At 36.9% G+C, this 21,370-nt stretch carries 18 protein-coding genes; all 18 read right to left on the reverse strand.

The features are described from left to right. Positions 1-39 precede the first annotated feature (39 nt). Positions 40-1,974 carry a sugar phosphate nucleotidyltransferase gene (locus tag G596_RS0103445; RefSeq protein WP_022760443.1) on the reverse strand — a complete coding sequence of 645 codons (1,935 nt, stop codon included), beginning with the start codon at positions 1,972-1,974 and terminating at the stop codon, positions 40-42. Between the two features lie 47 nt (positions 1,975-2,021). Next, the gene (locus G596_RS0103450) at positions 2,022-2,921 is read right to left on the reverse strand and encodes a glycosyltransferase family 8 protein (RefSeq protein ID WP_022760444.1); all 900 of its coding nucleotides are present in this window, start codon (positions 2,919-2,921) and stop codon (positions 2,022-2,024) included. Positions 2,922-2,952: 31 nt separating this feature from the next. Beyond that, positions 2,953-3,879 (reverse strand): radical SAM protein, encoded by a 927-nt coding sequence (locus G596_RS0103455; RefSeq protein ID WP_022760445.1) that lies wholly within the window; start codon positions 3,877-3,879, stop codon positions 2,953-2,955. Between the two features lie 2 nt (positions 3,880-3,881). After that, positions 3,882-4,859, reverse strand: a complete 978-nt coding sequence (locus G596_RS0103460) for a polysaccharide pyruvyl transferase family protein (protein WP_196805184.1) — start codon at positions 4,857-4,859, stop codon at positions 3,882-3,884. A 4-nt stretch (positions 4,860-4,863) separates the two neighbouring features. Further along, positions 4,864-6,138: an ABC transporter ATP-binding protein gene (locus G596_RS0103465; RefSeq protein WP_022760447.1), complete on the reverse strand. Its 1,275-nt coding sequence runs from the start codon at positions 6,136-6,138 to the stop codon at positions 4,864-4,866. A 22-nt stretch (positions 6,139-6,160) separates the two neighbouring features. Further along, entirely contained in the window at positions 6,161-7,012 is an 852-nt protein-coding gene (locus G596_RS0103470; protein ID WP_022760448.1) for an ABC transporter permease, read from the reverse strand. Then, complete coding sequence (locus G596_RS23415) at positions 7,009-8,088, reverse strand: glycosyltransferase family 2 protein (RefSeq protein ID WP_022760449.1); 1,080 nt, start codon at positions 8,086-8,088, stop codon at positions 7,009-7,011. Before G596_RS23415 ends, G596_RS0103470 begins: the two co-directional genes overlap by 4 nt. 19 nt (positions 8,089-8,107) lie before the next feature. Further along, positions 8,108-9,022, reverse strand: coding sequence for a glycosyltransferase (locus G596_RS23420; protein WP_022760450.1), 915 nt, complete (start codon positions 9,020-9,022; stop codon positions 8,108-8,110). Beyond that, positions 9,019-10,131, reverse strand: a complete 1,113-nt coding sequence (locus G596_RS23425) for a glycosyltransferase family 4 protein (RefSeq protein WP_022760451.1) — start codon at positions 10,129-10,131, stop codon at positions 9,019-9,021. The genes G596_RS23420 and G596_RS23425 overlap by 4 nt, the downstream gene beginning before the upstream one ends. 32 nt (positions 10,132-10,163) lie before the next feature. Further along, complete coding sequence (locus tag G596_RS20735; protein ID WP_022760452.1) at positions 10,164-10,919, reverse strand: glycosyltransferase family 2 protein; 756 nt, start codon at positions 10,917-10,919, stop codon at positions 10,164-10,166. Beyond that, entirely contained in the window at positions 10,906-12,306 is a 1,401-nt protein-coding gene (locus G596_RS0103495; RefSeq protein WP_022760453.1) for an exopolysaccharide biosynthesis polyprenyl glycosylphosphotransferase, read from the reverse strand. The genes G596_RS20735 and G596_RS0103495 overlap by 14 nt, the downstream gene beginning before the upstream one ends. A 33-nt stretch (positions 12,307-12,339) precedes the next feature. Continuing rightward, positions 12,340-13,677, reverse strand: a complete 1,338-nt coding sequence (locus G596_RS0103500) for an ABC transporter ATP-binding protein (protein WP_022760454.1) — start codon at positions 13,675-13,677, stop codon at positions 12,340-12,342. Continuing rightward, complete coding sequence (locus G596_RS0103505; protein ID WP_196805185.1) at positions 13,677-14,405, reverse strand: ABC transporter permease; 729 nt, start codon at positions 14,403-14,405, stop codon at positions 13,677-13,679. The genes G596_RS0103500 and G596_RS0103505 overlap by 1 nt, the downstream gene beginning before the upstream one ends. Positions 14,406-14,487: 82 nt before the next feature. Next, complete coding sequence (locus G596_RS20740; RefSeq protein WP_022760456.1) at positions 14,488-16,626, reverse strand: glycosyltransferase; 2,139 nt, start codon at positions 16,624-16,626, stop codon at positions 14,488-14,490. A 5-nt stretch (positions 16,627-16,631) separates the two neighbouring features. Next, entirely contained in the window at positions 16,632-17,570 is a 939-nt protein-coding gene (locus G596_RS0103515) for a GDP-mannose 4,6-dehydratase (RefSeq protein ID WP_022760457.1), read from the reverse strand. A 2-nt stretch (positions 17,571-17,572) separates the two neighbouring features. Further along, the gene (gmd, locus tag G596_RS0103520) at positions 17,573-18,619 is read right to left on the reverse strand and encodes a GDP-mannose 4,6-dehydratase (protein ID WP_022760458.1); all 1,047 of its coding nucleotides are present in this window, start codon (positions 18,617-18,619) and stop codon (positions 17,573-17,575) included. 144 nt (positions 18,620-18,763) lie between these two features. Beyond that, positions 18,764-20,068, reverse strand: coding sequence for a glycosyltransferase (locus G596_RS0103525; protein ID WP_022760459.1), 1,305 nt, complete (start codon positions 20,066-20,068; stop codon positions 18,764-18,766). Between the two features lie 291 nt (positions 20,069-20,359). Next, positions 20,360-21,370, reverse strand: a 1,011-nt coding sequence (locus G596_RS25160) for a hypothetical protein (protein WP_026671181.1), incomplete at its 5' end; no start/stop codon positions are given.

The following is a 21,370-nucleotide window of genomic DNA, read 5'->3' on the forward strand; positions in this document are numbered from 1 at the left end:
TTGCGGAAAACAAAAAGCTTTTAACTTCGTACATCCTGGTTATAGCTTACCAAAAGCAATCATTGTCTTTTTATATTCCTCTGGTAAGCCTATATCAAAACTTTTTCCCTTAGGAATATATCCAACCAAGCCATATTTTTCTCTGACCGAATCTAATACTGCGGTTAACCCGAATTCTGTTCCTTCAGTAGGTTTTCCATATTTAATCAGTCTGTCTAGTTCCTCAAACAGACAAGGTGTAAGAACATATTGTCCGAAAGTCGCATAATATTTCTTTTCCTTTTTCCTATTCTCCACTCCTAAATATTCTTTCGCAAAATCATCTGTTGGCTTTTCAACAAATCGTTGAACATCCATTACACTCTCATTTTCGTCATCCCAACATCCTGATAAAATCCCATAATGCGCAACTTCATCAAGTGAAACTTCATGAATACTTACCAAATCTTTTCCAAATTCTTTAAATGCATTAATTACTTGCTCACAACAATTCTGATTTATATCAGATTTGTAGAGAAAATCACCAAGCATCAAAAGAACCGGTTCATCACCTGCAAAGTTTTTGCACATCCAAACCGCATGTCCAAACCCCTTTCGCTCCTTTTGAACAACATAAGTTATTTTATGTTGCATCCTGGTCAATTCCCATTGCAATTCTTTTTTATCCTGAGGAAGTTTTTCATAGTTTTCTCTACTAACTGGCTCAAAGAATCTTTCAAATTCTGCTTTTTCATCATCGCCTATTACAAGACATATTTCTTCAATACCTGCCTCAATAAGCTGCTCTAACATAATCATAAGTGCAGGCTTAAGATTTCCATCTGTATCCAAAATAGGAAGAAAGCATTTCTTAATGCATTTAGTAGCAGGAAAAACCCTTGTTCCAAAACCCGCTAAAGGGATTATAGCTTTTTTCACTGTCTGTCCTGGTTTTAAGATTAACGAAAATGAGGGCATCCCCTTCTCTTTTTCAAGATATTTTTGAAGGGCTTTCATGGATTCTTCATTTTTAACCAGGAACTGTACTGACCCATCACCTTGAGATCCAACTCCTTTACCACCATAAATCCAATTATCTATTATGGGATCAGACAATATTTCATGTAAAACAGGAGCTTTTAACTCATCACATGCAGGCATAACTTTTCTATCAAAGTTCTCCTGCCATCTTTTCATTATTCTTCCCAACTCTTCAGGATCACCATTTTTGAGACATTCTTCTGCTTTTTTAACGAAACATCGATTATCTATGCCCAATGCTTCCTGTACACATGTTTCCCTCTCGCTCTCAGCAAATGGATAGCATTTATTCAAGTCTGATAGAATTTTAATCGTATCCTTAGAAGACATTAGATTAGCTATAACCCATCTAAATGTTGTTCCCACAGGAAGTACTTTTGAATTTATCTCAACGCCATCAAACTCCATAAGAACTGGCTTTATTCCATATGCACATGCTTGATCCAATCTGCCACATCTTGAAGGTGTCCTTTGTTCACCTCTAAAAGCAGCCTGCATCTCACCTTGTGTATTCATGCGAAGTTTATATAGTTTATTAAATGCACGAGCAATCAATACACAAATAGCCGCAGAAGATGACAATCCACTTCTTATGGGAAGATCCATTCGAGTAACGCACACTTCCACCCCTCCAACGCTATAATTATCGTTAATATAGGATGCAACTCCTGCTACATAAGAAAAAAAGCCACCTTTTTGAGCAATTTCAATGAGTTTTTCAGAATCCATCTCACATTCGAGGACTTCACCATTATATAGTTCCAAATCACTAGTAATAACGAACTTATTTGATCTATGAGCTCTTGCATATATCCCTTCCTGAATACCCGTAACTATCGCCATGCCCTTTTCAAGCTTAGAATTAGTGGTTCTATACATTCCAGCCCAATCAGTATGTTCACCAAACAAGCATAATCGTCCAGGAACAAACAAGCTTATCTCCTGCTCACTCATCTACTAAAATCCTTCCATAGTATTATTCCCAAAAACAACATTCTGTTTTACTCAGAGGTATTTTTTATACACTTAACTAACATCCTTGCTGCTACTTTTTTGTCTGTTTTAAACGCATACTTCCACCACTTATTACCCATTATCGTCTTATAATCATTCCAAGGTTTTACTCCATAATGAAGAATATATGGCTGCATTTCCAAAAATGCTTTATTCCTTTTATCATAATCACTTGGTCTACAATTAAATATTTGCGGAACATATTTTACTTCATCTTTAATCACAACGTTTAAGACAGATTGATCAGCATCAGCAGTACACTCATGTTCCATAATATGTTTCTTCACTCTGGAAACGAAATCATGCTTTCTTAAATAATCAAGATTTATTACCATCATGCCAGAGTTAAAGTACTTAGCTCCAAACTCAATATTATTTTGACGCCTAAATTGCTGCGCAAATTTGATCGTTGCTTTCGTCCGTTCTACATCATTATTTGCCAGGAGCATATAATCAAAATCTATAAAAGTGAATCCTTCAACTACTGCAGCTGCATACTCATCAAGGTCTTGACTATATAACTCCGACAATGATTTTGTTATAATCATATCTGAATCCAGATATATAACTCTATCTATTTTTTCATCTAATTTCACAGTACATAGTAATCTATTATACGCTGCCATAGTAAGGTGATGGGTGCTTTTAATTGCCTCTGAATATCTATCTGCACCTATAATTCCATAATCAGAATCTTCGATATTAATTATTTTTAAAAAATGTCCTCGCTGTTCAACATACTTTTTCATCCATTTTTTACAACGATCATTCACATTTCTAAGTAATGCATATACTTTTATATCGCCTTCATTAGTTGAAAACAATGACTCTAGCATAACTAATGTCTGAAATACATATGTTTCATCAGTAGATACCAATATATTCATAATTTAATCACCAAATGCTATACTGACACACTTAAAACTGAAAGTCAGTATATGTTTTTACAGTTTTCCTATGTTCTTCACAACGCTTCACGTATTCTGTCAAACTACTCCACGGGTTACAGTCATTATCATGTCTCCATGGATACGAGATCAACGACTGACATAATTTTGAACATGTTTTAGCAATTATAGCTGGCTTGAGAGTCCCCTCAAAGAAATTTCCATAGACTTTATCGTCGATACAGCTAGTTAATCTGCCATCATAATTGACTGTGAAAAAGTACTTTCCAGCATCGCACTTACATTTTCGTGGATCTCCTCGAAGAAGACTCCATTCTTCAGGCGATATAAATTGCAAAATAAACTTCATGTACTCATCGCGTCTTTCATAATTAGCATTATTAGCATAGGAGAAATCTCCTGCAATGTTGACAAATACACCTATCTGAGCAAATTTATCAATCAAATCCTGTACTGTCATCTTGTAATCATTTTTGAGTTTATTTAAATTATACTCACTAGCCACGAAGTTCATCATGCCTACCATATCAAGATCCTTAAGTTTCTTTATTTTTTCATATTGCTGTTCTAGCGTATGATACTGCATATGATAACTACAATTAAGTTTAAGTTTACTACTAGGGCATAACGTAGCTATCTTATCTGCAAAGAAAAGATTTGTATCAATACGACAACCCGGAAGAATATTGTCCATTGCTAGCCATTCTTTCAATACCTCGTATGTTCCATCAAGCATAAAGGGTTCTCCGCCCCACATATATATTTCTATCTTTTTATTACTGTAATTTTTCATAGCGTCAATCCACTCTTGAGGAGTATGATTATCAAACATAGTTTCTTTCGGCCTTTTTGAAACATCTCCTTCAAAGCAATATGAACAATTAAAATTACATCTCATTGTAGGAACAAATCTAAATAAATACTTTTCTTCTCTCATTATTAAATCTCCTTTTGTAAACTATTTCTTACCTCATCAAATAATTGTTTTGCCTGCTCTTCATATTCACATACACAATCACTAATTATTTGTGCATATTTCGCTTTTCTCGCTATAGCTAATTCTATTTTTCTTTCTAAACTGCTGTACTCATGAACACCTAACAACAAATCACTTATTCCTAGCTGCTCAGCTAATCGCTCTACTTTTGGACAGTAATTAATTGGAATAGGTATTTTACCCATTCTGGCTGCCAATAGAATTACATGAAACCTCATGGCCACAACAAAATCACATTCATCAATAATAGCTAACGCCCCATCCGGACTATACGACTTATCTACAACAAAGTTAACCCTCTCCGAAAAATCATATTGATCAGGTATACCTACTACGTCATAGTCAATGTTATCAATTACTTCATTCCATCTATTCCATTCAAATTCTCCTGACAAATCCGGATATGGTAAATCCCTAAAATTGATACCTATCTTGTACCCGTCCTCATTTTTCACATATTCTGACTTTACATCCTTTGCAAATACAACATCAACTGAATCCTTTGCATTGTTACTGTCAGCAAGACAATTAAGTTCTCTAGCACTGTATGAGTCCCTAGTATAAAAAAACAAAGAATTATTAACCCAATATTTTAAAGCCGTACTCTTATCAGAATAATCAAATTCCCCTATGCTTAATCCAGTAATTCCATATTTTATAAACCCTGCCTTTTCGTGAAATTCAATAAACTCAGATAAAACACTGGGCATCCCTCTCTCTATTATTCCACCTCCAGCGAACCATAGAAAATCACACTGCTTGGCCTCTTCTGCTATTTTTTCATATGGGAGCCCGACTTCCATAGGGATACATTTATATCCCCATCCCTCTATGTGACGTTTAACTGTTTCACATATATAGTAATCACCAAAATTTGCATCTATTGAATACCATAATAATAGAATCTTCTTCTTAAACAATCTTCTATATATTTTCAACATCTGTTATCCTCAATTTTGGGAAAATGGTACTTCCATACACTGAATGATTCCACTTTGGCTGTTCTTCACGCTTATCTCTCATTATCTGAAAATAGATTCGTTCTTTTGTACGATCTAATGTGATATGGCTACCGTTTGGCAATAACCGCATCGCACCAATTTCAAAATAATAAACACCTTCCGCCATAATAGAGGGATTAAATTCAAATATTTTTTCTCCACTTAAATCATCAATAATGTCCGAAATAACCAAGCTTATAGGAGAACCTGTATCTGCATTGTATATATGAATAAAAATTCTTGCATCATCATATGGTTCTTTATAATCATAGTCCACTATAAAGCGAATTATATCTGTATAAGAGTATATTGGTACGTCCTTTACAAATGCTAATTCTTTGAATTTAAAGTCTTTACCAATTTCATAAGCTGCTCTTTTAGTTTTTGATAAATCATATTTTTTTCTCAAACCACTATCATCGTGACCTAAATACTCTTCAATAGCTTGCTCTGGCTCACCATCATAAATAATTCCTCCCTTATCCAAAATTATGCATCTCGAGCAAAGATTTCTTATAGTTGCCATATTATGGCTCACATAGAGGATAGTTTTCCCTCCTTGCGCTTCATCTCCCATTTTCGCCAAGCATTTTTTTTGAAATTTCATATCGCCAACAGCAAGCACTTCATCCATAATCATTATTTCTGAATCAAGATGCGCTGCAACAGCAAAAGCTAATTTTACATACATTCCGGATGAGTATCTTTTTACCGGAGTGTCAATAAACTGTCTGCACTCTGAAAAGTCGATGATTTCTTCAATTTTCTCATCGACTTCTTTTCTGGTCATTCCCAGAATGGCTCCATTCATGTATATATTTTCTCTACCGGTAAGTTCTCCATGGAATCCTGTTCCAACTTCAAGCATACTGGTGATTCTGCCGCGTATGCGAACCTCTCCCTCAGAAGGAGCGGTAACTCTCGAGAGGATTTTAAGGAGAGTGGATTTTCCTGCACCATTCATTCCAATGATACCAAGCGCTTCACCCTTTTTCACTTCAAGATCAATACCGTTCAGGGCGTAAAATTCCTCTCCCATTTTTACATCATCCGAACCCACAATAGAATTGGGATCTTCCTTACCATGTTTTCTTGCCCACCAACTCTGAAGGTCACCTTTAAGAGTTCCACCACCAATGGCACCAAGTTTATATTTTTTCTTTAATCCTTTTATTGAAATTGCAATATCTTCGTTCATATTTTTCCTTATTTATCAAACTTTATACTGTATCCATAAATGTCTTTTCAATCTTATTGAAAATAATAACTCCAACAATCAATACGATAGCTGTAACAATCCAGCTTACTCCCCACATGCCAACAGGAGTTCCTCCGGAGCCATAGAGAGCATACCTAAACAACATCAGAGAAGGCGTTACAGGGTTTAACAAATATAATGTCTGATACGCCTCCGGAATCATGGAATAGGAGTAAACAACCGGACACAGATACATCCATAGTCTAAGTCCGAACCCCACTAGAATTGTCAAATCTCTGTATTTTGTTGTTAAAGATGACACTATTATTCCAAAGCCCAAGCCAAGTATTGATAGCTGAACTATTATGAGCGGAATCAATAAGATGTATGCATTAGGATGATACTGTTCTCCACGTAATACCTGAATTAGCATTATTGCTAAAAGTAGACCAAACTGAATGACAAAGTCAAGCATAGACGTAAGTACTGTTGAAATAGGCATTACCAATCTTGGAAAGTATACTTTACCCATTATCCCTGCATTTGCAAGAAATGTATTGGATGTCTGATTTAGACAAGCTGAGAATAATGACCAAATAATACTACCTGATAAATAGAATGCAAGAGCATCAATTCCATCTGTTGGTAAGTGTGCAACACTTGTGAATATTACGATATAAAGCGTGGTGCTTATAAGTGGATTAAGAAGTAGCCACAATGGCCCAAGTATCGTCTGCTTATATCTCGTAGAATAATTTCTTTTTACAAATAAGAGAATCAAGTCTCTATAATGCCATAACTCGGCAAGGTTAAGATCGAGAAGACTTGTCTTCGCTGTTATTACTACTTCTCGATCATTATTTTGTGAACTCATTTATTTCTTTCCTTCCAACTTCTGTTTTTTATTTTCCCGGCGATTGTCCTGACATTTCTAATCCCAAATGCTATTCCAATAGGAGCTGATGTTTCTATAAAACATTTGATTCTTAGATACTTCTTCTTTATTCCTATTGCATTTTGAATTATCGACTGATATGCCTCTCTATATTCATTACCGAATCTCAGGTTATTCTGCAATTCTTTGTACTTATTCGAGTACTGTGATGCCTGATATAGTACTACCTGCATCTGTAAATAAAACAGTTCATATGCCATGTCCATTGTATCATTGTGTTTTTCTAGTATCTCTTTAAAGGCATGTAGTGTATTTCTGTTCTTTGTATATCTTATCACATGATCATTGTCTCTGGTCATGGATGCTTCCTGCCTTAGGCAATAATAATACTGAACAGGCTCTCTCTGTGCTCTCACTCCTTTTGTATATTGAAGTGCAAGATAATTAAATATGGTATCTTCTCCTACTACAGCTTCTTTGTGGCTTTGATATTCGTCTATTATCTTATCTACAATTGACTTTCTGTAGACCTTGTTACACCTTGACTGGAATATTGGGGATATATTTACTGCTCTCTTTTTGTCCCAGAAAAATTCTTCTCTAAGCTTTTGTAACTTGTCCCCTGTATATTTTTCATCCTTATCAAGAAATATTGTTCTTTTGCTTTTGGTTATCTCCTCTGAAAGTTCTTCTGCATACATGCCTGCTGCCACGATATCTACTTCTGAGTCGAAAAGATCCATCAAGTCTTCGATGAAGTTTCTACCTATATAGTCATCAGGGTCAACAAATGCAAGATAATCTCCCGTGGCATTTCTAACACCCTCAGATACTGCATCTATCAATCCGCCATTTTCTTTATTGATAATGACTAGTCTGCTTTCATCTTTTTGATATTCCTCAAGCATATTTCTGCTTTTATCAGTTGAGCCATCATTAACGGCAACTATTTCTATATTTTTATACGTTTGCTCTATTATACTTCTTATCGATTTGTCCAAATATCTTTCCTGATTATATATAGGAACAATTATCGATACTTTACCAATGTCCATATTTATATATCCAATATGCTTATCTTAACGCCGCTACTATATCTCCAAGCCATGCTTTTGGCCTTGTATAGTACTTCATTCTAAATACCAGTGGCAGGAGTTTAAATACCTTTTTATTTCTTATTGCGATTTCCCGCCTTCGATATATAATAGCAGACTTTCGCATAATACGCCAATATTCCCTTGGAATGCCCAATTTATCGCTATTTTCTAGCAATGCTTCTGCAATTATTTGATCCTTTTTTATGATATCTGCACGTCTTTCGCTTTCTTTTTCATTAGACGGAGTATTTGTGCCCTCATGACGTCTGAATCTAACCAACGGAGCATTATATGAATACAATGTACCACGAGCAATGGCCACACACCAGAAGAACTGGTCGTGTGGCCAATCAGGTTCCCAAATACCATCAATGTATTGCTTTAGTTTTGACGATACTGCATATGTGCAACCGGGTCTTCTGCACTCTGCAAAAGCTCCGTCAAATCTCACTATCGAGAGAATATGCTTTCCAAATGATGGCTGATAAATTTCTACCTTCTCACCTGTGCCTGAATCAAAGGGCTCATGCCTTGATACTAATAGCTCAATATTGCCACTTTTTGAGCAAATATTGGTCATTATTTTAATCTTATTAGAATCCCATATATCATCCTGATCTGACAGAAAAATCAAGTCCCCTGTTGATTTCTTGATGGCATCCATAAAATTCTGCTTCCATCCAAGATTCTTCTCATTTATTTTCAGGTGCCACGATTCTAATAGGTTGTTATCTTTAATGTATTTTTTGATGATTTTTGTTGTATTGTCGGTAGAACCATCATCCTGAATTATTACTTCATCAGGCTTAACCGTCTGCTCATGTATGGAATTAAGTTGTTCATATATATACTGTTCACCATTGTAGGTGCACATTACTACTGATGTTTTCATATTATCGATAATAGTTCCCTGGCAATCTTTTCTGCTCTATAGTTTTCTAACAGTTCATCTACCGCTTGTTTATCAGGTGTATGACATGCTGATATTTTTCTGATCCACTCATCCACATCGGTTGGATTTGTGACGTAATCCGCTAAGCCTCCGGTAATTTCCTCTATGCAGCTCTCCGTTGTCGTGATCACTGGAACTCCAAATGCCATAGCTTCTATGGGTGGCATACCAAACCCCTCGAATATGCTGGGAAATAGAAAAGCTTTGCAATTCTTATACAGCATATTTCTTACCTCATCACTTACAAAGCCGGTAAGAATTACATAATCTTCAATGTTTTCCTCTTTAGTTATCTCTTTAAGCTCTGTTTCCTGAGTTCCTCCTACTCCTGATACTACTAAAGGAAATAGCATATCAGGTTGTTGCTTCTTTATCTTTGATATTGTATATAGAAGTGTTTTGAGGTTTTTGTGCGGAAGAAGCGAAGATACCGTGTAGTAGTATTCTTTTTCTTTTACATTATATTTATCCAGCTCTGATTTCTCAGCACATTTCTCTGTGCTTATTTCTATGGCATCATAGATTCTGATAATCTTGCCTTCTTTTGGGTTATATCGCTGAAGAATATCATCTCTGACATAATCTGATATAGCTATAACCTTTTCTGATCTGCGTACTGAATTCCTCCAGGACAGGTCCATCCAGCATATTCTGGCCTTACTGAAATACTGTGGATAATGTATTGCTTGGAGGTCGTGAATTATTGTATAGAACTTTATTCCTTTTAATGGAGTAAATGGCATGTTATAGATTGGTTCCAGGCATCTAGTAATGCCATTTTCTTTTAGCAATTTGCATAACCCGAAGTTTTGCCAAAGGACTCTCTTTCGCTGGCTTGAGCATATTGTATTTGCTTTGAGATATTTGAAATAATCCGCTCCGAATTTATTGCGAATAAAGTCGTGATTATCTATTGCGGTCACTAGATATATTTCTGCTTCTTCTGATTGTAACTGTCGTAGTCCATTAAGAAGATTCGTTATGCTTGATTCTGTTCCACCGACCTTACCATGTCTCAGCCATGTGAAGTCTATTGCGAGTTTTTTCATCTAATATCCTAAATTACTTCATGTACATTCTGTTATCTTTTAAGCAGCAGGTATTTAACTAATTCCTGCCCTACGCACTCTATAATATATAGTGCAGAATATCCGTTTTCTCTATATGTTTGGTATTTTAGCTTTATCCTTTTAATTGTGTTTTTAAATGATTTTCTGGAGCTTTCCCCACCGATTGTGAAATTTGTAAGGACATCAGGTATGATGCATACTTTTTTTTCCATTTTTAAGGCTTTAAGATACCATCCATAATCATTATGGACATTTCCGTTAACATAATCACCAACATCTCTGTATGCTCCGATTTTTGCAAACATTGCTGGATGATTAAAGTGCCTTGAGGTTTGGTAATACTTTGTATTTTTAGCCTGTTTTCTGATTATCTGCTGCCCATTGTGGATATATATTGCCCCCATGAATATATCTGCTTCCGAATTGGCAGTAGTGTACTTCCTTAATATCTCAAGTGCATTTTTCTCATAATAGTCATCACTATTTAATATCCCTATTATATCACCATTTGCCGTATGAACGCCTTTATTCATGGCATCGTAGTAGCCCTCGTCTGGTTCACTGATAACCCTTAACAGGATGTTTCTTTCTTCATATTGGGACTTATATTCTTCAATCGTCTTTACTGTATTATCACAAGAAGCACCATCAACAAATATGTGTTCAAATGGTGCCTCAGTCTGATTCAAAACGGATTCTATTGTTCTTCTTATGGTCTTTTCACTATTATAACATACTGTTATAACGCTTATCCTAGAGATCTGCATCGTGCATTTCCTTACTTGCGTCCTCGGTAAAGCCTTCCGTGCTGTCCTTGTGTACAAGAATTTTTATTGTTTCAAATATTATCTGTATATCCAGGAGTAGAGAATAATTAGTTATATACAATAGGTCTAATTTGAGCTTGTCCAGGGCTGTAGTATTATATTTGCCATAAACCTGTGCATAACCGGTAAGACCACCCTTCATCTTGTTTCTAAATACAAACTCGGGTATGTCCTCAGAATATTTCTCTACATGCTCCCATCTTTCAGGTCTTGGACCAACTATGGACATGTCTCCCTTGAGGATATTTATCAGCTGCGGAAGTTCATCAAGCCTGACCGCTCTTATGATTTTTCCAACCTTTGTAATTCTGTCGTCCTGTTCTCCTGCAGGGTGTGGTCTTCCATCCTTCTCCGCATCAACTATCATTGAGCGAAATTTCAGTATCATAAATCTGTCTCCGCCAAGCGTGACTCTCTCCTGCTTGAAGAAAACAGGACCTCCATCCTCAAAATGGATAGCAATTGCAGTAATGAGGAACAGCGGACTTAGAAGAATAAGTGTCGCAAGACTAAGTATTATATCGAAAGCTCTTTTTATAAATCTCTGGATGGGTGTTATTCCATTATTCCTATTAAGGAAGAGCGGTGTGTCGATGAGATTTAGTTCCTCAGAATTCTTTACAAGTACATCCGAGATTTTGGGAACATAATAGACCCTTTTCCCCATCTCAAAACAGATTTTGATAAGCTTATTCTTTTTATGTGCCGGAAGATCATTCAATAGTACAGCATCGTAATGTACAATCTTTTCCCTAATAGTCTTCTCATCTTCATCAAGCGAAACACGCTCTAATATATGATATTTGTAATGAACTGAGTTTATCTTATCATAGAGATTATTGTGGTGATCTCCATGAATCTCAATAATTGAGAGAGGCGGAAATATCTTTCTATAGATATTAACCATCGGTATTGTCAGAATGCAATTAACTGTCGCCTGGATGAGAAACGCTAATCCGTAAATTCTTACAAATTGAGGAAAGAATCTGAACTGTCCGGTAATTGCACAAGATATGAGTGTCTCTATCGCATTAACAGTAAAAAGCGTAAGTACCTGCCCTGCAAGAATATTGGCTTTTCGTTCAACACCAATAGTAAACGCATGAAGCCATTTACCAATGATCACATAAAGGGTCATATAAATTCCTGCTGCCATTCCGAGGTTTGCTATTCCAAGAAGATGTCCTGTCTGGTTATTTGCCTGCGCAAACTTATACCAATTAAAGTAGAATATCCCTGCCGCAATAGCCGTGAGTGCAACTTCACATAGGAATCTATATATATATTTTCCATTTTTCCGTGAGGTGTTTGGTACGCTTCTGCTCATTTGTTCCTTTTCATTTCTGTTATTCTTTGGGAATTAACTACATTCCCACTCATGGTCGAGGCTCATTATTCCATGATCTTTTCCGGTATTCTCGACAACATTCATAACCATGAGGCTATGAATACAATCAAATTCATGCTCTTCCTCATCCTGAATCCAGAAATCCAAGAAGTATTCACCTTTTAGGAGAGTTAGATTTTTGATTGTTATTGTAACTTCGCCACTCTCCTTGTTGGTGATAACACTTCCTGTACTTTCTCTCATCTCGCTGCCATATATATACAACCAGTCGCTTCGGGTGATTCCCAGAACAAAATTGAGATGTTTGGATGTGTCAAATGCCTTATAAGACATCTTGATTGATACACTATCTCCTGTATTGAATTGCGATACTTTTTTACCATCTGCTGACAGCATCTCAACATTTGTGAATACTGCTTCGCCGCTTCCCTGCCTTCTGGCATCAGGGCCGCACTGAGAACATATCTCTCTACAGCTTAAGTTCTTAATTCTCTGATCTATTGCTTTCTTTTCTTCCTCAGAAACAGAGTCATCATCAAGCAGTTTCTTTTCTTTTTTCAGCTGCTGCTCTGCTTCAAACTTTGCTCGTTCGACTCTTTGTTCCTCAGTTACTTCCAGATATTCCTTACATATCTGTCTTGCCGTGCCTTCTTTTCTGATAACTCCATTTTCGATCCAAATGGCACGATCGCATATCTTTTCTACCTGTTCCAGTGCATGAGAAACAAGAACTATGGTTAACCCCTGCTCCTTTAGGCTCTTTAACTTGTTGAAACACTTTGTCTGGAATGCCTGATCTCCGACCGCCAAAATTTCATCAACAAGGAGTATGTCCGCATCCACGTTTATCGCAACTGCAAACGCAAGTCTCATATACATTCCCGAGGAATAGGTTCTTACCGGATTGTCTATGAATTCTTCAAGCTCAGAAAACGAGATGATATCGTCAAGCCTTGCATCAACTTCCTTCTTCTTTATGCCGAAGATTGATGCATTAATATATATATTCTCTCTTCCGGTCAGGTCAGGATGGAATCCTGCTCCAAGCTCTATGAGACTAGATATTCTACCCTGCTCGGCTATTGTTCCTGAATTGGGCCGCAGGATCTTTGTAAGCATCTTAAGTGTTGTACTCTTACCACATCCGTTACGTCCTATGAGAGCAACCGCTTCACCTTTCTTAATATCGAAGCTTATTCCGTCCAGAACTTTTCTTTTTTCGAATTTATTACGGCCGATGTTAATAATTCTCTCGCGAAGCATCGAACCCTTATCTTCGTATACTTTAAAGTACTTATGAACATCTCTTACTTCTATTGAATTCTCCGGATTACTTATATTTGCATACATCACATTTCCTCCGCAAAATCACCTTCAAGTCTGGCAAATACAAGTTCTCCCACAATCAGTAACACAACTGCAGATATGAGCATAATAGTTATATATGTACTCTCAGGTAGCTGTTTATAATAAAGCACAGCATGATAACTCTGAACAACACTTGTCATCGGATTGCAAAGTAATAATGTTTTAATTGATGGATCCAGATTATCCATACTATACATAATAGGCGTTCCCCATATCCAAGCCATCATGAGAATTCCCACTATATATTCCATATCCCTCAAATATACTGTTATCGAGGAAAAAAGCAGTGTGAATCCCAAACATATTACATATTCAATAATCATAATAATCGGGAGAAACCATATTACCATTGGATTGATTCCTACACCGCCTGCCAATATAAACAAGAAAACGATAACGAATGCCAAAAGCATATTTACAAATTTAGCTGTTACAGCTGAGATAGGTAGAACTTCTCTCGGAAAATATATTTTTGTCGCCAAATTGCTGTTATTAACAATACATCCGGCCCCCTGTCCTACTGCTTCACTAAAAAATGTCCACGGAACAATACCCGCTGTTAAATAAATATAATAATGATCAATTGAACTTGGAAATATTACACCAAATACAAACGTATATATAGCAATCTGAAACAACGGATTAAGCAAAGCCCAGAGCATTCCCAAGACTGATTTTTGATAACGCCCGCGCAGTTCTCGCTTAACCATGCTATATATCATATCCCTGTAATCTATTATTTCACGTATTCTATTCATTCTTTACTTTCCACAATTAAGTCCCATGTAATCTTTATATGTCCATATCCATACTAAGAACATCTCGTACTGCAGATAATGAATAATGCTTTTGGATAAAGGCTTTTCCATTATCAGACATTTTCCTTAACCTCTCATAATCCTCATATAAGTCGCATATTGCATTCATTATATCTTCTGCAGACTCTTTCACTATCATTGTATCCATATCATCCGGTATACCCTCTGCTCCGATAGGTGTCGTTATCATGGGAATCTGATAATAGGCTGCCTCTACAACCTTCCCCTTTACTCCGGCTCCATAACGCAGGGGAACCACGGCTATTCTGCATGATCTATAGAGTTCCTCAAGCTCCTCATCGGACAAAAAGCCATCAATAATGATATTGTCACTGGCAAGCTTCATTAGTTCTTCCGGCGGTTTACTTCCGACAATATGCCATCTTATCGATGGATATTTCTTCACTATCCCGGGGAAGATTTCTTTTGCAAACCACATTACTGCATCAAGATTCGGCGGATGTGCAAATCCTCCTACAAATAAGATATCCTCTCTTTTTGCAAAATCCTTTTCTATATTGCTTTTTTCATCCGTATATATAAAGATAGGAATATTTCTTATTTTCTTGTCTGGTAACAGCTTCTTCAAGTATTCTTCTTCATAGCTTCCAACTACATGAATAACATCAGCGGTATCAAATATCTCAAATTCTATTTTTTTCCACTTTTCAGATGATTCCTTGAGTTTTATATCATGACTAATTTCATACTCTCGTTGTTCTCTTAAATGAACAAGATCAACATCAAAATAGAAAAGCTTGGCATTTGTATATTTTCTGATTGCATCAATATACTTTGGTGCTATATGAGGCCTTTGAGTGTATGCATAATCGAAATACTTACCATTTATTGACAACCACTCTTCCCAATGCTTCATATAGTGACTTCCGCAAAGAATTTCTATTCCTTGCTGCGTAAGTTCTGTTCTGTATGGTTCATCCGGTGCAAAATTATCCCCTATAAATGTAACTTGCATGCCCATTTTCTCAAACTGCTCTAAGTACATGAAAGTACATTTACTTCCGGAATCCATATCATATTTGGGAATATAATGATCTATCAGTAATAAGTGTTTTTTATTTCTGCTCCTGTCTCTCGCAATGAATACATTTGTACCATTATCAAAGTGTTCTTTCTCTAGCACATCTTTCCACTTTTCATAGAATTTGCCCTGATTGGTCACCTGATATGCTTTAAGGCCTGTACTGGTATCTGTACCGTTTGATTTTCCTTCAAAATGCGCAACAACAGAAAGTGGCTGGTAAACTACCTTAAATCCTGCTTTTCTTACAGAGAAAGCATAATCAACATCTTCATAGTAAGCAGGTGCTAAAAGTTCATCAAATCCTCCAAGTTCCTGCCATAATGTCTTTCTCGTACAAATAGATGCCCCAGAAATAAAATCTGTTTCCTTAACATAATTATACTCTGCTCTCTCAGGGTTTTGTCCATTGCCATAGTTCCAGGCACTGGCATCTCTCCAGACAATTCCCCCTGCTTCCTGCAATTCTCCTGTGGGATAAATAAGCTTTGAGCCAACAAGTCCAATCTTATCATCCTCTTCCAAAAGCTTTACCAACGGTGCAAGCCAGTTTTTCATCACCTGCGTATCATTGTTTAGAAACAGAATATACTTACCCCTGGCTTGTTTAGCAGCATTATTGCAATTCTTCAAAAATCTGAGGTTCTCTTGATTACGTATTATATTTATATTTTTTACTTTTTCTGCTAAATTTACAGTATTATCTGTAGATACATCGTCTGCAATAATAATCTCATACGAGATATTCCCACTATTTTTCTTGATACTGTATAAGCAATTATACGTGAAATTAAATTGATTATATACGGGTATAATAATAGAAACTAAGGGGTTCTCCCTTTTCTCAAATACTATTTCTTCAAGATTTTTAAACGACTTGTGTTTTGTTTTATCCACTATTTCCGGAATATGAATTGGTTCACTAAATCCTTGGAGGCGAAGCTTGTATGCATGCATTTCATACACAATCTGCTTGAATCCACCCTTTTTAAAGGCATCTGCCAAAAACTTAAAATTTGTAATATTGATTGCTTTAATTATTGTAATTAGCAATCCAAACACTTTTAACATCTATTTTATATATCCTTTTCAATTTCGACATAATAATCAAAAAGCTCTTTTGCTGTCTCGAAAATATTATATTCGGGTTCCCATCCCAAATCCTTTGAGATTTTACTATGGTCACACCATATCACCGGATTTTCTATAGGCCTAACCAGCTTGGGATCTGTTTCGATTGTTATAGGTTGCTCAGACAGCTTTGTTATATATTCAAGCAACTCTCTTAGCGGAACGGTCTGTCCATTTCCTACGTTGTATACTTCTCCGCAATTATCGCTTTCAATAATCATGCGATAAGCTCTTACAATATCCTTGACATTACTAAAGTCTCTACTCACGTTGAGATTTCCAACTTTCATAACGCCCGGTTTCCCGCTGCAAGATATCTCTGCTGCCTGTTTGCACCATGATGGAATGACAAAGTTATCGCTCTGGCCTACTCCTGTATGATTGAAAGACCGAACATGATAGACTTTCATCTTGTAGTAATTTCTATATACAGAAGAGAACTGCTCAAGCATTACCTTTGATATACCATAAGGATTACTTGCATTAAGCTTTGTATCCTCTGCCATAGGGCCATCTGCTATATCATATTCCTCGCTGGAGCCTATTAATAATACTTTTGTATCAATATCGGTATCTCTGACAGCCTCAAGTATATTTAAAGAGCCGCATACATTTACTTCAACTGTAGTGCGTGGAATTTTCCAGGACAATCCAACATTACTGATCGCCGCAAGGTTAACAATGTGAGTCGGTTTAACTGATGCTACAATAGATTTCACTCTATCTGCGTCTTCCAATTCACATACATAAGTCCCGTCTAAATCAGGCGTATTCTGTACCCCTACGCGATCGCTTCCATATACATCGTATCCATGGCTTTTGAATTCAGCAGCAAGATAACTACCAACAAAACCTCCAACTCCAAAGATTAATACTTTTTTCATACTTAAATCTTATCCCTCATTTTTTCACGCTTCGCAAGTTCTCTATCATGTTTAGCCATAATTTCAACAAGTTGTTCATAGCTTGTTTTCTGTGGATTCCATCCCAGTTTTTCTTTTGCCTTGGTCGGATCCCCCCAAAGGTTATCTACATCTGTAGGACGGAGCCACTCTGCATTAACACACACAAGCATTTTCCCTGTATCTGCATCATAGCCCTTTTCCTCTGCTCCTGATCCTTCCCACCTGATCTTTATTCCATTTGCAGCAAAGGCTTTCTCTGTGAAATCACGAACTGTATGCTGCACACCGGTCGCTATTACGAAGTCATCCGGCTTATCCTGCTGCATGATGAGCCACATACACTCAACATAGTCCTTTGCATAGCCCCAATCTCTCTTAGAATCAAGATTACCCAGTTCAAGGTGGTCCTGCAGTCCTTCTGCTATGCGACCTGCTGCCAGTGTTATCTTACGAGTAACAAAATTCTCGCCTCTTCTCTCAGATTCATGGTTAAAAAGAATACCGTTCACGGCAAACATACCATAAGCCTCTCTGTACTCCTTAACCATCCAGAATCCATACTGTTTTGCAACAGCATAAGGACTGTATGGATGAAACGGTGTCGTTTCCTTCTGCGGAAGTTCCTCCACTTTTCCATATAGTTCTGATGTTGAAGCCTGATAAACTCTTGTCTTATTAACAAGCCCCAAAGCTCTAACAGCCTCTAAGATCCTTAAGACACCAAGCGCATCCACTTCTCCTGTATATTCCGGTGCGTCAAATGAAACCTGAACATGAGACTGTGCAGCCAGATTATATATTTCATCCGGTTCTATTTCATGAATCAATCTAAATAATGATGATGCATCTGACATATCAGCATCGTGAATCTTAATTGAGTTATTCTCTAATAAATGGTCTATCTTTGCTGTATTAGATATGGAAGATCTACGCACAGTACCGTGAACTTCATAATTTTTCTCAAGCAGGAACTCTGCAAGATATGATCCATCTTGTCCGTTAATACCTGTAATAAGTGCTTTCTTCATTTACTAATTACTCCTTATTCAAAAAAACAATAAAACCAGGCTATTATTCTTCTTAATATAATAGCCTTAAAGATTAATGATAATCTATTTACGCCAAAAACACAAATTTTTAATTGCACACAACGAATGTTGTCTTTTATAACATTATAGTTTCTGCATCATCTCCATCAACCCTTCAAGTTTAGAATCCAGATTGAAATTATCTCGAATGTAGTCCCTGCCACACCTTCCGATCATATCCGTTTTAGAATCATCATTGCAAAGTTCCTTGATTCCGTTCGCAAATTCTTCACTATTAGTGCAATGGATATATTCCTTTCTGTCTTTTGCATATATTCCTTCAATCCCGATATCATTAGTTAATACCGGAACTCCGGCAGACATCGCTTCAAGCACTTTTACTTTTATACCTGCTCCGAGTTTTAAAGGCGCCACCATGCACATGGCTTCTGATAAGTATGGGCGTATGTCCTCGACAAAGCCTGTAACGTTAATTTTATTATTCTCGTATCCTTGAAGCTGATACTCGGATTCAGACCGATTATCAGCAGCTATCATTTGGCCACGCTCTGATTCATGCGCAGCAGCCTCGTGATTAAACTTTTCTGCGGCTGCTATCAGCTTTGGATTGGGTTTTGATCCAACCACATTAAGTATGTAATCATTCTCCTTAAGAAGCGGCATGACGTTCTCTATGAAGTCTATAACACTTTCATAATTCTCTACTCGGTCCATCGCGCCATAGAATAGCAAGTTCCCGGGAGCAGGTTTTCTCTGTACATCATAGTAATTCTCAAAATACAGGGTACTCGTATATATCTTCTCTGGAGCTATGCCATCCTGAATAAGAAGTTTTGTGTCCTTCTGATTGAGTGTTACTACAAGATCCGCATTTTTTATAGCATTTAGCTCTGCCTTCTTAAGGGTCTCGTACAGCCTCTTCCATTGGTTTGTCTTGAAGGTCTCATATTTTCGCTGATATCCCAGATATGTGACATCTTCCTCGACCATGACGTACTTCGCATTCGGGAACAGCGCCTTTATCTCAGGCATAATAAGCCCCATTGAGGTCCAATGAAGCATCACTATATCCGGATTCCCGCCTGCTGCCTTATACCTCTTTATACGCTTACTAAGCTGCATATGCTCGTATAGCAGCAGCTGCCTTGCGTATTTTGTCCAGTGATTCATAAGCGTAAAGCCGCTGACAATTCTTCTGATGATATAATCAGCCTTGGAATGGTCACGGTAGTATATGTCCGATTTTATGCCTGTTTTTTCAAGTTCTACGTTCTTCCGCTCATCCTCGTATCCGAGCCCTATGAAGGTTATGTCAAACTTCCCGGTATCATTTATGTAGTTTATGTAGTAATTCAGGTTCTTACCACCCGCATGCCGCACTTTTGGGTACGGGACATAGGGGGCAAGCCAGAGGATTTGTTTTTTCATGTGTTAGGTATTGTCTTTTCTTAGTTGTTTTGGATGTTTGATATAGACTCCTATAGGGCAGTTATTATTATTTGTCTATAGGATTGGTTTGTTTGAGGGAGTTACTGTTTTAAATAATGATTTACGTCCCTAAAATAACCAGTACTATTTTACTATATATTTCATAATTGTGGGGAATTATACTATCGTGGTGATGGTTTTGGGGTGATGGTTTTGGTATTTATACGTATTTAAATCGGAATTTTACACAGTAACTATATGGATTATTTTGATATATGGTGAGTAATTCTATTATATTTTAGTGACAGCATTCTTCTTTGCAGTAACATTGCAATTCGCGCATTCTATCATTCCCCTAGCAAGGCTGTCACACCTGGCCGGATTATCATTTGTACAGATACAGGTTTTTACATCATAATATCTTCTGTCTATCGACCAATCCACCCTATATGGGCCGCTGTTGGAGATAAGCTTGTAGTTACTCTTTGGCAATCCACTATAATAATACGACTTAGTCCCATGATGCGGCACCTTCAGTATGTTGTACGAAGTTCCATATCTTCCTTTAATGCGCTTAAGTATTCTGGGTGTAATATCTCCTAATGCTAGCAGCTCATCTTCACTTTTTATTACCACGCTGCACTCATTCATATTTCTGATTTTAGCACTGCTTATAGAGTCATTATTCTCTAGTTCCGGTACATTACCGCTAAAGTCATCAAGCCGCTGATAAGCGTCCTCAAGCTCTCCATACAAGTAATTTACCATGTCCTGACTTATTTCAAACTGCTCACCACCTGAATACAGCATATATACTTCCGCGAGAGCATCAGCATAGCCTTCAATTACTGCTCTGGCACGCTCTAACAGTTCTGGATCGTTCTCATCGAAAGGCAGTTCTTCAAACAAAGGCATAAACAGCTTCCCTTTATAATCCTTATCCGGCCATATAACATCCACATCATAGTTTCCCAGCCTAAATCTATCCGGACATCCTACGCATTCGATATCTGTAATTCTATGTACCATATCCTTTATATCAACAAAAAATGCATGCAAAGTATCAAGCCTGTATGGCTTCCCTATCAGTTTCAGATATGCATAGTACATTATTGTATCCCTAAAAAATATATCCGTATCATATACGCCTTTATCTCTGTAAATATATCTTGGCAAATATATCTTTCTGAATTTAAAGTCCTTACACCAGTTATGTATCTCAGAAATGCCGTTGTAATGATCAACATCAAAATGTGTTATTAACAGCGAATCCTTACCACATGTCAAACTTCCAATAACTCT

It is taken from the genome of Butyrivibrio sp. AD3002, from assembly GCF_000420905.1.
Lineage (GTDB): Bacteria > Bacillota > Clostridia > Lachnospirales > Lachnospiraceae > Butyrivibrio.